10 protein-coding genes are annotated in these 16454 nt (G+C 43.1%); 2 read left to right on the forward strand and 8 right to left on the reverse strand.

The window, feature by feature from the left end; all coding sequences use genetic code 11:
- Positions 1–95 precede the first annotated feature (95 nt).
- Both L8S15_RS14365 and fabA read left to right on the forward strand, forming a co-directional pair.
- Complete coding sequence (locus L8S15_RS14365; RefSeq protein WP_010440784.1) at positions 96–1748, forward strand: Lon protease family protein; 1653 nt, start codon at positions 96–98, stop codon at positions 1746–1748.
- Positions 1749–1818: 70 nt separating this feature from the next.
- A complete protein-coding gene (gene fabA, locus L8S15_RS14370; protein WP_010440782.1) occupies positions 1819–2334 on the forward strand; it encodes a bifunctional 3-hydroxydecanoyl-ACP dehydratase/trans-2-decenoyl-ACP isomerase in 516 nt (171 codons plus the stop codon).
- 248 nt (positions 2335–2582) lie between these two features.
- Here the strand turns inward: fabA and rmf are convergent, their stop codons facing one another.
- The 8 genes from rmf to L8S15_RS14410 form a co-directional block, all read right to left on the reverse strand.
- The gene (gene rmf, locus L8S15_RS14375) at positions 2583–2756 is read right to left on the reverse strand and encodes a ribosome modulation factor (RefSeq protein ID WP_016767713.1); all 174 of its coding nucleotides are present in this window, start codon (positions 2754–2756) and stop codon (positions 2583–2585) included.
- A 160-nt stretch (positions 2757–2916) separates the two neighbouring features.
- Complete coding sequence (locus L8S15_RS14380) at positions 2917–4629, reverse strand: DUF3466 family protein (protein WP_046209385.1); 1713 nt, start codon at positions 4627–4629, stop codon at positions 2917–2919.
- A gap of 9 nt (positions 4630–4638) precedes the next feature.
- On the reverse strand, positions 4639–6555 hold the full coding sequence (locus tag L8S15_RS14385; protein WP_016767711.1) for an ABC transporter ATP-binding protein: 1917 nt from the start codon (positions 6553–6555) through the stop codon (positions 4639–4641).
- A complete protein-coding gene (locus tag L8S15_RS14390; protein WP_012603885.1) occupies positions 6533–6793 on the reverse strand; it encodes a glutaredoxin family protein in 261 nt (86 codons plus the stop codon). The genes L8S15_RS14385 and L8S15_RS14390 overlap by 23 nt, the downstream gene beginning before the upstream one ends.
- A gap of 26 nt (positions 6794–6819) precedes the next feature.
- Entirely contained in the window at positions 6820–8940 is a 2121-nt protein-coding gene (gene rlmKL / locus L8S15_RS14395) for a bifunctional 23S rRNA (guanine(2069)-N(7))-methyltransferase RlmK/23S rRNA (guanine(2445)-N(2))-methyltransferase RlmL (RefSeq protein ID WP_010440775.1), read from the reverse strand.
- A gap of 507 nt (positions 8941–9447) precedes the next feature.
- A complete protein-coding gene (locus L8S15_RS14400; protein ID WP_102286255.1) occupies positions 9448–9996 on the reverse strand; it encodes a cell division protein ZapC in 549 nt (182 codons plus the stop codon).
- Between the two features lie 204 nt (positions 9997–10200).
- Positions 10201–11211, reverse strand: a complete 1011-nt coding sequence (pyrD, locus tag L8S15_RS14405; RefSeq protein WP_065100841.1) for a quinone-dependent dihydroorotate dehydrogenase — start codon at positions 11209–11211, stop codon at positions 10201–10203.
- A 307-nt stretch (positions 11212–11518) separates the two neighbouring features.
- Complete coding sequence (locus tag L8S15_RS14410; protein WP_016783652.1) at positions 11519–16360, reverse strand: NAD-glutamate dehydrogenase; 4842 nt, start codon at positions 16358–16360, stop codon at positions 11519–11521.
- Positions 16361–16454: the final 94 nt, after the last annotated feature.

The following is a 16454-nucleotide window of genomic DNA, read 5'->3' on the forward strand; positions in this document are numbered from 1 at the left end:
TATTAGCTTAGTGATTAGTAACTACAACATAGAGCTACAAGCGAGATCGGTTTTTCTATATACTCCGTACCTTATTACCATAATCAGAAACCTAAATGACTCAAGTAGATTGGCGACATGTAACGCCTCAGTATGACGAATATAGTGCTCAATTAGAGCAATTCCCTGACATCTCGCCTTTCCCATTTTCAGACATTCAACATCGATTTAACGATGCGCTAACCCGCTTTGTCCGCTTGTCCAACCTTTCGCGTGTTTTACTTGTAAACGCCCAGGACAACTCAATCTATCGTCAAATGATTGTTGAATCTTTAGTCACTGCATTAGATGATCACACTCTGCCGGTTATAAAAACCGAATCTTTAAATGCTGTTTCTTTGTTTGATCAAGTTCAATCAAAAGACGGTAAAGTCATCGTGACAAAACCCGGCTTACTCGCAAGAGCAAACAACGGCTATTTGATCGTTTCAGCTAACTTGATCTTAGCGAATCCTGGAAGCTGGTTGTTGCTAAAATCAGCCCTGCTTGGTGAAGCTGTAGAGCCGGTCAGTAGTAATCCTGAACACTTAAATCAATCACCTACTTTACCCCTTGCCTACAACATTAAACTCATTGTTGTTGGAGACAGAGCTCAATTAGGTGACCTTGATTATCTCGACAGTGATATTCAAACAGGGTTTTGCCTGTTCAGTGAAATTGAGCAAGACATCAAGCTTTCACAAGACACTTTGACGCAATATCTTGGATATCTAAAGTGGCTTCAGCAACGCTATGAATTACCTAACATCACACAGCAAGCGTTGACGGGGATTCTTACCGCCGGAGCAAGAGAAACTGAAGATCAAAGTTATATCCCGCTGTGCCCAATTTGGCACAATGCGCTATTGAACGAAGCACTCGTGGAAGCGAGCAACGGTGAGATTGATATTCACCATATCCAACAAGCATTACAACACAAATATAACCGAGAGTCGTATCTACCTGAACGCGCTCTTGATGATATTCGAGATGGACAGGTCATTATCGAAACTGAAGGTGAACAAGTTGGTCAAGTAAATGGATTAACTGTTATCGATGTGCCTGGACACCCTGTCTCTTATGGGGAACCCGCTCGTATTTCTTGTGTTATTCACTTCGGTGATGGCGACATTGCTGACGTTGAACGTAAAGCTGAGCTTGGTGGTAACCTGCACGCTAAAGGGATGATGATCATGCAAGCTTTTGTTAGCAGTGCACTCAACCTTGAAGATCCCCTACCGTACGCAGCTTCTGTGGTGTTTGAACAGTCGTATTGTGAAGTTGATGGCGATAGCGCTTCTCTTGCTGAACTGTGCTCTCTAGTGAGTGCGCTTTCTGAGTACCCTATCAATCAGCATATTGCGGTAACAGGGGCTGTCGATCAGTTTGGTCGTGTACAAGCGGTTGGTGGGTTAAACGAGAAAATCGAAGGATTCTATCATGTGTGTAAGCACAATGGCTTAACCGGCGAGCAAGGCGTGATCCTTCCAAAATCTAACTTAAGGCATCTGGCTCTTAAACCTGACCTTATTGAAAGCATCAAAAATGAAGAATTCCATATTTGGTCTGTTTCTAATGTAGATGAAGCGATTCCTCTGATTATGAACAAACCATTTAGAGACGATGAACAAGAAAGCGTTCTGAGTAAAATCGCGGAACGTATTGAAAACTTTGAAAGACATGAGCACCCTATTGGAATTGTTGGACGCATCAAAAACTGGTTTGTCTAGTACTGATCGGACTTGTTTAGCGTACACCTGTTCACTAATATGCACCTATCAAAAATCGGAGTAATTGATAATGCAAAACAAACGTGATTCTTACACCCGCGAAGATCTTCTAGCATCAAGCCAAGGCGAACTATGGCCAGAAGGTCCTCAACTACCAGCACCGAACATGTTGATGATGGATCGCATCACTAAAATGTCTGAAACTGAAGGTGATTTCGGTAAAGGTTTGATTCTTGCTGAACTGGATATTACTCCTGACCTATGGTTCTTCGACTGTCACTTCCCTGGTGATCCAGTAATGCCTGGTTGTCTAGGCCTTGACGCAATGTGGCAGCTTGTTGGCTTCTACCTTGGTTGGGTTGGCGGCAAAGGTAAAGGCCGAGCTTTAGGTGTAGGCGAAGTGAAATTCACAGGTCAAATTCTACCTACAGCGAAAAAAGTAACTTACGAGATCCACATGAAGCGTGTTGTTAACCGTCGCCTAGTTATGGGCCTTGCTGATGGTCGCGTACTTGTTGATGGTAAAGAGATCTATGTTGCTAAAGACTTGAAAGTTGGCCTTTTCCAAGATACGTCAGCGTTCTAATCGGCTTGATGTATTTTAATAAAGCAGCCAAAGGCTGCTTTATTTTTGCTCCAATAAAATCAGTTATAGTGTATCAGGATACCTAGACCTAAATATGAAATAAGTTAAATCCACCAGCAAAACGCACTTGTGATAGCGAAACTATAATACTTTATAGCTCTGGGGAGCTTAGCACTCGTCTGAAACTAACAAGGCTCCAATGTTTCAATCAACAATGGAGCCTTGACCTTGAATTCTTTGCGCCCTATCTATTTATAGAGTCCTGCATTTTTATCATCTTTGGCATCACGCCAACCACCTAACCAATAAGACCGAGAATCCATTTGGCTGTATGGGCAAGCTTCTTGCGACCTACCATTTAAACCAGCTTTGTAGCCTTGAGATTGTGCTCGTTCTAGTCGATCACGCTTTTGTCTCTTCATAGTGCAGTCCTCATACGGGTGTTGATTTACTAACATACAATGATTACAACTTAGCGGAGTTTTTGTGACTCCAACTTTAAGAATCGAACAATTTTTTACTTTTCTCAAGGCGAAAAAAAGCCCGAATTCAGAAATGTGAACTCGGGCTCAAGAGATAAAATTATTTAAATTTTCTACGGAACCCTAATAGACCAAGAACAGTCAAAGTTAACCAACCTAGACTACCGCCTTGACGATCAACTTTTTCTGTATCAGCGCTGCGAGTTTGGATATCGGCTTTACCTTTACCAGCGATAGGAATCAACTTAACAGCAACAACCTCTTCAACTGCATTAGTTGCTGCACCGCCACAATACGAGTTATGTGACGTTGTATCGTATGGTTGTGTTGTTCCACCAACGGTACACTTGATAGCTGTAGCTGAGATCACACCTGCATCATTGATATCGGAAGCATCAATAATTCTGAACTTGTTGTTATCTCCAGACGCGTTGCCGTCATTTGTTAGATCATCTAACCACCAAGCTTGGCCATTAAAGATGTCTACACGACGCTCATCTTTCGAGGAGTCGACATTGTATGGGTAGATAAAGCCTCTATGTCTACGCTCACTACCATCAACCTCACGAGTGGTTTCTGCATCTATTTGACCGACAAACTCATTGAAGTTGTTAACGGCTTTAGCTTCACCACTTGAGCCACCAAAGAAGATACCACCAGACAGGTATGTTGCCGTCGGAGTCACTGCAGATGCATCCGTAACAACGAAAATCTTATTACCTGCACTACCGCTCTCTGGTACATAACCATTACGCTTAGAATAACCCACAGCAAACAAGTTATCGTTGATGTCAGTAGCAACGGAGTTACTGTATCTCGCATCATCGTTAGATGAACCAGACTTAACCTCTGCACCGCTAATAACTTTCGTTGACCAAGAGCCTGAAATGTCTAATGAATCACTAACAAAAACACTTGCGTTCATGTCTTGAAGGTCGCCATTCCCATCTACAGTGTTGTAACCGACACCATAAAAGATCGAACTCGACTCAACAATTGAACGCATACTGCCTTGAGCAAAATAATCGCCTTGTTGGGCATTACCACTTCTGACCCAATCAATTTCTTTTGTTGTTGTGCCACCCCAAATTGCCGCTTTAGAAGCAAACGCCTTATCTGGTTCAGAAGTGTCAGTCGGATCAAATTCTTCAGAGATACTACCTACATTGTAAACGGTACCGTTGCTTGCCGTTATCGCTTTCCAAGCACGAGTTTCTGAAGCTCCAGTTGGCGCCGCTGTCGTCGTAAACAATGCATTATTGCGAATATCATCTTTGGATTTGATCCCCACAGGTTGGGCATTCTCATCTAAAGAATTGATTACCGTATTGCGAGTTTCAAAAGTATCCCCACCTTCAACAAACGCTTTCGCATTTACGTGAGTAAGGTCATTTCTTTCCTTACTCCAAGTGTCATTCCAACGGTTTTCAGCCCAACTTTCACATGTAGAATATCTCAGCTCTCGATAACAATAGTTTTCGAAATCATCACGCTCTTGAATGTACTGAAATGGTGCATCCATTGCGAATGGTACTTCTTCACGATAACTTACCGCTTCAAGCGTATCGCGAGTCTCACCAGCAAGTTTAAATGCACTATCGGTACAGTTGGTTGCAGCTGAATCGAAGCAACCTAACGCAAGCTCATTCGTTCCGTCTGTCGCAACACCAGGTTGAATCGCCACACCATAGATTTCAGAGGCACCTGTAATTGAAGGAGTGACTTCAACGACCTTGTAAAGCGCAGCATTGGCATTAGTTGCAGCTAAAACTAATGCTGCAACTGTAGTTAATTTAAATTTAGTACAAGTCATTATTACTTCTTAACTTTCCTGTTGTAGTGCCTCGAGCTCTTCCCAGCGCTCAAAAGCAACTTCAAGCTCCTGCTCTGCTGCAGATAGCTTATCTAAAACTGGTTGTGTCTGCTCTACAGATTTTGAAAAGAAGCTGGGATCGTTGACTTCTTCCTGAAGAGTTTCAATTTGAGTTTCCAATTCTTCTAAACGCATTGGTAGCGCTTCTAGTTCTCGTTGTAGCTTATACGATAACTTCTTAGGTTTAGCCTTAACTGGCGCAGTTTTGGGAGTTTCCTCAACTACTTTCTCGGGCTTTGATGGCTTTTCAACCTGTCGGTACTCTAATGCCTGCTTTCTTTGCTGCTGGGCATCATGGTAACCACCAACAAATTCTTCAATAACGCCATTACCTTCAAAGATCCAACTTGTCATCACCGTATTATCAACAAACTGACGATCGTGGCTCACTAAAAGAAGTGTACCCTGATAGTTGGCAAGCAAATCTTCTAAAAGTTCCAAAGTTTCTATATCTAGATCGTTGGTCGGCTCATCGAGAATCAATAAGTTGTTCGACTTAAGGAAGATACGAGCTAATAACAGACGGTTTTTCTCACCACCAGATAGTGCCTTTACAGGAGTACGAGCACGTTTAGGAGAGAATAAGAAATCTTGCAGGTAACTCAGTGCATGGCGCTCACGGCCGCCTACTGTCACTTCTTGCTTACCATCCGCTAGATTATCAATTACAGACTTCTCAGGGTCTAGGATTTCACGATATTGGTCGAAGTAAGCCACTTCCAGCTTAGTACCACAATGCAGGCGACCTGAATCTGGCTTAAGTTGATCAAGAAGCAGTTTAAGCACCGTACTCTTACCACAGCCATTAGGACCGATCAGAGCAATACGATCACCACGCATGATGTTGAAGCTAAAGTCTTTAACAATCTCTTTGCCTTCAAAACCAAAGTTAAGATTTTCTGCTTCGAATACAATCTTGCCTGAGCGTTGACCATCATCAATCTGGATAACCGCTTTACCCTGCACTTCACGACGATTGATACGTTCTTCACGCAGCTTCTTGAGAGCACGCACACGGCCTTCGTTACGAGTTCGACGAGCTTTGATACCCTGACGAATCCAAACTTCTTCTTGAGCAAGCTTTTTATCAAATTCAGCGTTCTGCATTTCCTCAACACGCAACGCTTCTTCTTTCTCTAATAGGTAGTTTTCGTAATCCCCCGGGAAAGAGCTCAGTTTACCGCGATCAAGATCAACGATACGTGTTGCCATCGATTTAATGAACGCACGGTCATGCGAGATAAAGATGATTGAACCACGGAAGTCTTTCAGGAAGCCTTCTAACCATTCAATAGTTGCAACATCCAAGTGGTTAGTCGGTTCGTCTAGAAGTAGAACGTCTGGATCACACACTAATGCACGCGCAAGCGCAGCTTTACGTTGCCAACCACCAGACAAATCGGTCAGTTTGGTTTCAGCAGTCAGCTTAAGCGCCGCCATTACGTTACTTACACGATCTTCGAAACGCCATGCGTTTGCGTGATCTAACTGCTCTTGAACACGAGTAAGACGGTTTAGGTTCTTTTCACTTGGGTCAGTACCAATGAGATCCAAAAGATCATGATAGATCTTCAGTTGCTCGCCAATTTCAGCTAAGCCACCAGCAACGTAGTCATAGACGGTACCTTGCTCATTACGCGGGGGATCTTGCTCTAAGCGAGATACAACTACATCTTGTGTGATTTGCATCTTACCGTCGTCCATGATGATATTCCCTGACAGGATCTTCATCAACGTAGACTTACCCGCGCCATTGCGCCCTACTAAACACACACGTTCATTTTCTTGCAGTGCAAAGTCCGCACGATCTAATAACGGGTGATCGCCAAACGCTAATTGCCCGTTATGAATTGTAAGTAATGCCATTCTTTTTTAACCAATCATTAAGTTCTAACAAGCCAAATGGCCAGTTAAGCTCTGAGCTTTGAGAGAAGTCAGAGCTTTCAAATTTGAGCACCGGAATAGTGACCCCGTAACGGGAAAAGAGCTCATCATCAAATGCAATGTCGACAACGTTGACGTGATGGCTAATGTTTAACTGTTCCGTGAGTTTGAATGCCATCTCACATAGATGGCACCCTTCTGTACTGTAGAGAGTCAGCACTCTATATCCTTATACAATCTCTTTGATTATTTGTGTGTAATCAACCAGCAGTTATGAATATGCTTATTACGAGAGAAATCTAATGGAAGCGTCTTAGCTGAGATATTCTGAGCTTTAAGACCTAACGCTTCTAGACCTTCTAGATCCATCTTAAAGTGACGCTTGTTGTTGGAAAACACAATCGTACCTTCTTCACGAAGAAGACGCTTAAGGTTTTCCATCAACTGAATGTGATCACGTTGAACATCGAAAGATTGATCCATACGCTTAGAGTTTGAGAACGTAGGTGGATCAATAAAAATCAGATCGTAAGAACCCTGCTCTTTAACCAACCATTGTAAGCAGTCAGCTTGCACAAACTGATGTTGACGACCAACACGACCATTAAGCTCCATGTTCTGCTTTGCCCACTCAAGGTAGGTATTCGACATGTCAACCGTTGTTGTAGAGCGTGCGCCACCTACTGCAGCATGAACAGATGCACTGCCAGTGTAAGCAAACAGGTTTAGGAAATCTTTACCTGCAGCCATCTCACCGATACGACGACGAGTGATCTTATGGTCTAAGAACAAGCCTGTATCTAAGTAATCATGAAGATTAACAATGAGTTTAACGCCGTACTCGTTCACTTCTAGGTTAGATGAATCTTGAGCCATTTTTTGATATTGAGAACGGCCTTTCTGCTTCTGACGAACCTTAAGAACCACGTTGTTTGCTTCAACGCCCGTTACTTGAATAGAAGCACGGATAATGTCGGTTAGACGGCGCTTTGCTTTATCTTCTGGTACATCTTTAGGCGCTGCGTATTCTTGAATCACAAGGTGGCCTGGGTATACATCAATCGCTACATTGTATTCTGGTAAGTCAGCATCATAGATACGGTAGCAATCTAATTGCTCTTTCTTAGCCCACTTGCCAATTTTACCGATGTTCTTTTTAAGACGGTTTGCGAAATCAGGCGCAATCAGCTGTTCTTGCTCGCCCGTTGGACGTTCTGACATCGGACGATCTGAAATTGAATAGTTTTTTTGGTGACACGGTAACGCACCGTTGTTCAATTTGAACTGTTTTTCTGCACGCATGCGTAAACAGCTAAGTAGTTCGTCTGAACTAGAAAAGATAGACGCGTTACAACCACCAAATTCAGCTTTAAGCTGCGCGCCGAATGCTGTGTAAAGAGCAATAAGACCCGGCTCGGTACCAAGACGTTCACCGTAAGGCGGGTTAGAAACAATCACACCATCAGTAAACTCTGTAGGACGCTTAAGCTTTGCAGCATCGCCTACTTCGAATTCAATCAACTCTTCAACACCGGCACGACGAGCATTGTCACGCGCAGTTTTGATCATACGTTCATCATTGTCGTAGCCATAGAACTTACATTCCACTTTCTTAACACCACGACGACCTTGAACGTTCGCTTCAGCTTTCACTTCAGCCCATAGCTCTGGTTCGAAATCTTCTAGTGATTCAAAACACCACTTCTGACGTTTAACACCTGGAGCCATGTTTGCAGCCATCATCGCCGCTTCAATCACTAACGTACCTGAACCACACATTGGATCTAGGAAAGGCTTAGTTGCGTCCCAACCACTACGAAGAAGAATCGCGGCAGCAAGAGTTTCACGTAGTGGTGCTCGACCTGATTCAGGACGGTAACCACGTTGGTGAAGACCGCTACCTACCATATCAACACCAAGAATCGCTTTATCACGGTGTAAACGAACGTGGATACGAATGTCTGGGTTCTCTTTGCTAATAGAAGGACGAGGTAAAGACTTCTTCTCAAAGCAATCAACAACGGCATCTTTTACTTTCATCGCACCGTATTGGCTATTACGGATTTCGTTGTTCGTACCATTGAAGTCAACAACAAAACGCTTAGAGCTATGGAATTGATTTACCCAGTTAACCGCTGTGGTTGATAGGTACAAATCCATGTCGTCCATACAAGTGAATTCAGAAAGGACACGTACAAATCGAGAAGCCAAACGGCTCCACAAACAACAACGATAAATTTGCTCATTGGTGGCTTTGAATTTAACACCTGCTTGAACAGGTTTTGCGTTTGTAATCCCTAGTTGGGTTAGTTCTTCAACTAATAAATTCTCAAGGCCATTTGAGGTAACCGCTAGATATTGATTCATAGTGTTCTTTTATTGATAAAAATGAGCTCGATTATACCTGAATTTATTACCAGAGCATCACACTAAACTCGTCTTTTCATTGAATCTTTCGACTAACTGGCTAGCAAGTGCACAGTGTCGAAGCGATCGCTTACCCACATTCCCTTAGGACATAAGATTTACTAAACCAACATGATTTGTGACCTAACATCGCCCAAAGTGGTGATTTGAATTTATATTCACATCAAAGTTGGTATATACCAGGTTAAATTCATGAGTGAAAGTTAGCTACAAATGACAATAAACAAGGAATAAATTCGAGTTATTTACACTTTTGGTGATAAAAACAGGCAGGAATTAAGGCGAAAAAATAGTCGAGTGTTCACTATTTAAATGGATAACAGGTGATGTATTTATCAGAATGAGGTTTTTTAGGCACAAAAAAATCGGCTATTAAGCCGATTCTGAGGAAGGTTTTGTGAATTGTGCGCTGTAATATGTGCTAGAAATAATGCTCTAGATTGGAGCTTAACCGACCATCGCTATGTGGCCGTGATGAAGAATAGCGTTCGCGTTTACCATTCTGTCATGCATCACCTTAATAGAGTCACCAAATCGAAGTCCTTTTGAAGGGGTAAGTAAGAACTCTTCTAGGTCGACAAAAGCACATAGGCTCGCACACTCTCCCACTTCTAGTACGATGAAGTAACCTAAGCTATGCTCGTTACTCATTTGTACTATGTCCCCCTCTTGAGGGTGTTCATGGCTTGTACCTTGTGAGTCGAAAAACCAACTCTTAGGCTGCACAGGCTTGTGGAAGCGCTTTGCTGCCACACAATAAAGTGCAAGTTCAGCTTGACGAGGCTCAGACAGTTCTAAGCCAGAAATTTGTTCTTTGAAGGTTTGGTATGAGGATGCGTCATCAACGGTGAATTCATTATCTCTAAACGCGCAGTCCACCAGCTTATTGCGGACCAGATTCGTTTTGAAAATCATATCCTCTCCGAGGCTTAGCATTAATGAACATTGCTGCTCATCGTAATACCAATTCCATGTATCGCTAGGTTTAAGCATCATTTCGTCTCACACTGTTGAACCATTCCATTAGGTAAAACGCAAAATTACCTTCAATTACAGTAATTTTACTGAGCAATAGGCAAAAAAAAAGAGGAAATGAATTCCTCTTTCTTATCGCTTTTCTCTACAACTCATTGAGTTACAGTGTCTCTTTTAGTAAGACGATACCGGATTATAGCCTTTGACTACGATCGATTTTACGAACTATAGATTTTTGACAATATCGCCTACAAGACCTGGGCCTTTATAGATAAAGCCAGAATAAACTTGGACAAGTTTAGCACCTGCCATCATTTTCTCTTTTGCTGCGACATAAGAGTCAATGCCACCTACCCCAATGATCGGCAGTTTGTCACCAAGTTCTTCGTGAAGTTTACGAACCACTTCTGTACTACGAGATTGAACTGGACGCCCACTAAGGCCACCCGCTTCATCGCAATGCTTCATGCCTTCAACAATTGAACGATCCAACGTCGTGTTGGTTGCGATCACACCATCAATCTCATTTTTGACCAATGATTCACAAATTTGTTTAATCTCGTCGTCGCTTAGATCCGGAGCAATCTTAAGAGCAAGAGGAACATACTTGCCATGCTTCTCCTCCAGTTCAGATTGTTTCGCTTTAAGTTCAGACAACAGATCGTCTAGAGCTTCACCGTATTGCAGAGAACGAAGTCCAGGAGTATTTGGTGAAGAGATATTCACAGCAATGTAACCCGCGTATTGATATACCTTCTCCATACAAATCAGGTAATCTTCTGCGCCCTTTTCAATTAGTGTGTCTTTGTTCTTGCCGATATTGATACCTAAGATGCCGTCGTAGTTTGACTTCTTAACGTTCTCAATCAGATTGTCGACGCCTAGGTTATTGAAGCCCATGCGGTTGATGATACCTTCAGCCTCAACAAGACGGAATAAACGAGGTTTGTCGTTACCCGCTTGTGGACGAGGAGTAACAGTCCCGACTTCAACGAAACCAAAACCCATTGCGCCAAATGCATCAATACATTCGCCGTTTTTATCTAGGCCAGCAGCAAGGCCAACTGGGTTTTTAAAAGTAAGACCCATGCATTCTACAGGTCGGTGAGGTAACTGTTGGCGATACAAAAGATCAATAGGTGTGCCTGTGAAGCGTTTGAAATTTTGAATTGCAAGATCATGTGCCTTTTCGGCATCAAGTTGGAAAAAGCCAGTTCTGGCTAGACGGTAAAGCATTGTGCCTCCGATAGAAAAAAGCCCCGTGTAAACGGGGCGATATTATTTACTTATTTACTCAACTATTCAATCTATTACTGTCTGTAGGGGTAAGATAATCGAGTTTGTTAGCGAATGAGGTTCTTTATTAAGCAAACGATACCGTTTCTATAAACACTCGCTGAGTTTGAGTATCATTCACCCTACTACTTCACTTTGTTCCCTTTAACCTAAGCATAATCACTCAATCAAATGAGTAGTTCGACTTTTCCAAACAAAAAAGGCAGACCTTATGGCCTGCCTTTGTATTATCGTCTTTATCTAATCGCTAATCTTTAGACATGCAATTAAGATTTAACAGCATCAATTCACGCAATGCCACTGAGAACTTAGCAAACTCGTGAACCGAACCTACTTTGAATTCGTTCAAGATACTTTCCCAGCGATGTAGAGAAACAGAGTTATTTTCCATCCAATCATCAAGCGCTTTAATCACATCGATGTCCGAAGCACAACCACAGTTGAGTACTTGGCCAGTTAACTGACGTTGTTGCCAATCCAGATCTTCTCTGAATGCTGCACGCGCCAGTGCTTGCCAGTTGTTGTCTACAGCTTGGCCATTGATTTGCTTCAAGAACCAGTGCAATGACAAACGGTCGCCAAGGTTGAAGTAAAGCTTAGACGCTTGTTGTACTGTTTTACCGGTTTCACGAGCTACTGTGGATATATCCAGCGCTGAGTATAAGCTAGACAAACGTGCGACTGAATTAGCCAGTTCTGCATTCACGCCCTGGTCAATCCACACTTGAGCCATTGCTTGATGCTCTTCTACTTCTGAAGCCACAAGATTTTCATCCAGATTCTCAGTTATCGTAACTACATCACCTTGGTATAACTCAATCAATGCATTCACCGATTGCTTACCTGTACGATTTCTTAGCAACCAACGAGCGAGTCGACGAAGAGTACGGCGTACATGGTAAAGCAACTCGTATTGAGCTTCAGAGCTTGAGATGTTATCGAGTTCACGAATACTCTTAAGCACCTGACCTAAACCGTAGATTTCGCGAGATGCTGCGTAAGCATTAGCGATATCTACAATATTTGCGCCCGTCTCTTCTTGCAAGCGAGTCACAAAATTGCATCCCATTTCGTTAACCATTTGGTTAGCGAGTGCAGTCGCAATGATTTCTGCACGCAATGGATGGTTATCCATATGCTGAGAGTAGTTACGACGTAACGCAGTTGGAAAGTATTGCATCAACTGTCGAGCATGGAACTCATCATTCGCAATATCATCACTCACAAGATCTTCTTTAAGTACCATTTTACCGTAAGCAACAAGTACAGAAAGCTCTGGTCTTGTTAGGCCTTGACCCTGCTTTTCGCGCTCAAGCAATGTTTCGTCATCTGGGATATATTCCAAACCACGATCCAAGTACCCTGCTTTTTCCATTGTGTGAATAAAGCGGATTTGCTCTTTGACTAAGCCAACACCTTGGTGCTCAGTAACCGAAATAGATTCGGCTTGGCAGTATGCGTCGTCTAGTACGATTTCGCCTACTTCGTCTTCCATAGACTCAAGAACTTGGTTACGTTGTTTGACGGTTAGATCACCATTAGACACCAAACCATTCAAGAAGATCTTAATGTTAACTTCGTTATCCGAGCAGTCTACACCACCAACGTTATCAACGAAGTCAGTATTAACTCGACCGCCCGTTAGAGCATATTCAATACGACCCAATTGAGTCATACCCAAGTTCCCACCTTCGCCAACAACCTTGGCCTTTAGGTCGCGACCATCGATACGTAGAACGTCATTTGCACGGTCACCTACATCAGTATGAGTCTCGCTTGAAGACTTAACATAAGTACCAATACCACCGTTCCAAAGTAGATCAACGTTCATAGACAGGATCGCTTTGATCAAGTCATTTGGTGCCATTGATGCTTTCTTCGTGCCCAGCATTTTCTGTATTTCAGGTGTCAGAGAGATAGACTTCGCTCGGCGAGAGAAGATGCCACCACCTTGAGAAATCAGGTCTTTATTATAATCTTCCCAGCTTGAGCGAGGTAGATTAAATAGACGATCACGCTCTACCCAGCTTGACGCTGATTCTGGGTTAGGATCAATGAAGATGTGCATGTGGTTAAACGCAGCTTGTAAACGGATGTGCTTAGATAACAGCATGCCGTTACCAAACACGTCACCAGCCATATCACCAACACCTATCGCAGTGAAGTCTGTGGTTTGACAGTTAATACCCATCTCACGGAAGTGACGCTTAACCGATTCCCAACCACCTTTTGCTGTAATCCCCATGGCTTTATGGTCATAACCATTAGAACCACCCGATGCAAACGCGTCTCCTAGCCAGAAGTTGTACTCTGCAGCAACTGAGTTAGCCAGATCTGAGAATGTCGCGGTACCTTTATCCGCAGCAACAACTAAATATGGGTCGTCTTCATCATGACGAACGACGCTCTTAGGTGGGATAACCTCACCCTCGATGATGTTGTCTGATACGTCGAGTAATGCACGGATGAAGCGCTTATAACAACGTTGACCTTCAGCGAAGATTTCATCACGGCCAGACATCATATGCTGACGCTTACAAACGAAACCACCTTTTGCACCAACGGGCACAATCACCGTATTCTTAACTTGCTGTGCTTTAACTAGGCCTAGAATCTCCGTACGGAAATCCTCTTGACGGTCTGACCAACGTAAACCACCACGCGCAACTTTGCCGCCACGTAGATGCACACCTTCAATGTCCGGTGCGTAAACGAAAATCTCAAATACAGGAACCGGTGCCGGGATATCTGGAATCTCACTTGGTCTCATTTTCAGAGCCAACCAAGGCTTAGATTGCTTATTTTCATCTACTTGGTAGTAGTTAGTACGCAGCGTGGCAGTGATCATTTCCATGTAGCGACGAATGATACGATCATCATCCAAGCTTTCTACGTGATCCAACTGCTCAGTGATCTTCTTGATAAGATCTTGTTGGCCCTTCGCGCTACCCTTGAGTTTAGGATCAAAACGCTTGCCAAATAAGCTGACTAGACCTTTTGCTAAATCTGGGTAATGAGACAGTGTGTCTTCAATATATTGTTGACTGAATGGGAAGCCAACTTGGCGCATGTAGCGTGCATAAGCACGTAAAATTGAAATTTCACGACCAGAAAGACCCGCGCCTAGCACCAAGCGGTTGAAACCATCGCTGTCTAACTCGCCCGCCCAAATTGCCGCAAACGCTTGTTGGAAAAGATCACGAGCTTCACGAAGATCAATTGTCTTGTCACTCTTATGCAGCATTGAGAAATCCAAGATCCAATATGTCACACCATTGGTTTTACGGACTTCATATGGAGATTCACCGATAACGCGCAGGCCAAAATTTTCAAGCATTGGCATTACATCTGAAAGGTGGATTGGCTCATCACTGTGATAGAACAACTTCAAACGAACGGCTTTTGAATCCGCCGCTTCTTCTTGAGGACGGTAGAAAAGCATACCCAGTTTGTTGTCTACACTTAACGCTTCTAAACGTTCGATGTCAGCAACAGCTGAGCCTGGCATCATGTCCTCTTTGTACGAACGTGGGAATGCACGCATATACTCTTTCGACAATGGAAGGCCTTTGCTTTCACCAAAGTTTGCAATGATTGATTCAGAGAGACGGTCATCCCATGTAGACGATACTTCCATTAAATTTTGCTCAATTGTTTTCACGTCCACATCCATGTTGTTGTTATCAACACGAACAATATAATGCGTTCTCGCCAGTGGGCTTTCAGAGAAGTATGTTGTGAATTCCACTTCCTGCTCACAACCAAAGTACTGCTTCAAGATGCGTTGTGTTTGACGGCGAAGCTCAGTGTTGTAACGATCTTTTGTTACGTAAACCATACAACTAAAGAAACGGCCAAACGGGTCTTTGCGAACAAACAAGCGCAGAAGATCACGATCTTGCATTTGTACGACACCAGTGCCCACTTCGAGTAGCTCTTCTTCTCGAGCTTGAAGCAATTCATCTCGTGGGTAGTTTTCAAGAATATTGTGCAGTGCTTTGTAAGAATATGAACCCTCACGGTAACCACTCGCGTCTAAGATACGCTCTACTTTTTCACGAACTAGAGGAATACTTTCAACGGTTTGGTTATAAACGGCTGAAGTGTAAAGGCCTGTAAAGCGGTGCTCGCCAATGACCTTACCGTTCTTGTCGAATTTCTTAATGCCAATGTAGTCATTGTAAGCTGGGCGATGAATGCGAGAAGCCGTGTTACCTTTAGTTACGATAAGTACATAAGGTTTTTTCGCTTCTAGACGTGCCGAGTCAGAAAATTCAGACAGCTTAACATTGCGAACGCGATCTGAATTTGCGAACAAACCAAGGCCTTGCTCTTTAGTCGGTTGCAATTCAGTGTCGCCATTCACAGAAACAAGGTCATATTCCTTGTAGCCCATAAACGTAAAGTTGTGCTCACCTAACCAACGAAGAAATGCCAATGTTTCATCAAAGCGCTGGCTGTCGACAGGAATGGTATCTTTCTGCTCTTCAACTTGGTTAGTAACTTCTCCAAGTCTTTCTACCATTTTCAGCCAATCGTTAACAACAAGCCCAGTGTCGGTAAAAATATCCAGCAGTTCCGTTTTGAGCGCTGTCATTTCAGCTTTGCTGCTAAGACGGTCAACTTCGATATGGAAAAGCGATTGGAATGCACCTTCGTTATTGCTAACGCCGACAACACTGCCCTTATCAGAGCGAGATATTTGAGTTGGGTTGTGAAGCATAAGGTGAGAAGAAAGATCGAGACGGGTTAATGCCATTTTTACTGAATCAACCAGGAATGGGCTGTCTGGTACTACAATCTCTACGATTGTGTGAGTAGACTGCCAACCTTGACGACTTACTGTTGGGTTAAATACTCGAACAGAGATTTCGTCGGCTTTTTTTTCATTGATGTGATGCCATAAGCTAACTACAGCACCATATAAATCGGATTCGTTTCTCTGAGTCAAGTCGTCGTGAGAAACATTACTAAACAAGTGTTGAGCAAGTTGAGTTACGAGAGGTCGATGAGCAAGGTCAAGTTTGTCTTGAATCAGTTTGTAAACTTTTTCAAGTAAAACTGGAACCACAGTTTCACGTGCGGTCATAGTCACACTCCACAATTAGAATTATATTTTATTATTAGGGGGATCACTTAATCTGGTGTTTGAAACTCGCTGTTGAGCGCTTTTCTACTAACGA

The sequence above is a fragment of the Vibrio sp. S/42/10 genome (assembly GCF_029890535.1).
Lineage (GTDB): Bacteria > Pseudomonadota > Gammaproteobacteria > Enterobacterales > Vibrionaceae > Vibrio > Vibrio cyclitrophicus.

Excerpts from the sequence above, each read along its gene's own strand:
- pyrD (WP_065100841.1), bottom strand. The coding sequence starts at position 11,211 with ATGCTTTACCGTCTAGCCAGAACTGGCTTTTTCCAACTTGATGCCGAA.
- L8S15_RS14410 (WP_016783652.1), bottom strand. The coding sequence starts at position 16,360 with ATGACCGCACGTGAAACTGTGGTTCCAGTTTTACTTGAAAAAGTTTAC.
- L8S15_RS14365 (WP_010440784.1), top strand. The coding sequence starts at position 96 with ATGACTCAAGTAGATTGGCGACATGTAACGCCTCAGTATGACGAATAT.
- L8S15_RS14385 (WP_016767711.1), bottom strand. The coding sequence starts at position 6,555 with ATGGCATTACTTACAATTCATAACGGGCAATTAGCGTTTGGCGATCAC.
- rmf (WP_016767713.1), bottom strand. The coding sequence starts at position 2,756 with ATGAAGAGACAAAAGCGTGATCGACTAGAACGAGCACAATCTCAAGGC.
- rlmKL (WP_010440775.1), bottom strand. The coding sequence starts at position 8,940 with ATGAATCAATATCTAGCGGTTACCTCAAATGGCCTTGAGAATTTATTA.
- L8S15_RS14380 (WP_046209385.1), bottom strand. The coding sequence starts at position 4,629 with ATGACTTGTACTAAATTTAAATTAACTACAGTTGCAGCATTAGTTTTA.
- fabA (WP_010440782.1), top strand. The coding sequence starts at position 1,819 with ATGCAAAACAAACGTGATTCTTACACCCGCGAAGATCTTCTAGCATCA.
- L8S15_RS14400 (WP_102286255.1), bottom strand. The coding sequence starts at position 9,996 with ATGATGCTTAAACCTAGCGATACATGGAATTGGTATTACGATGAGCAG.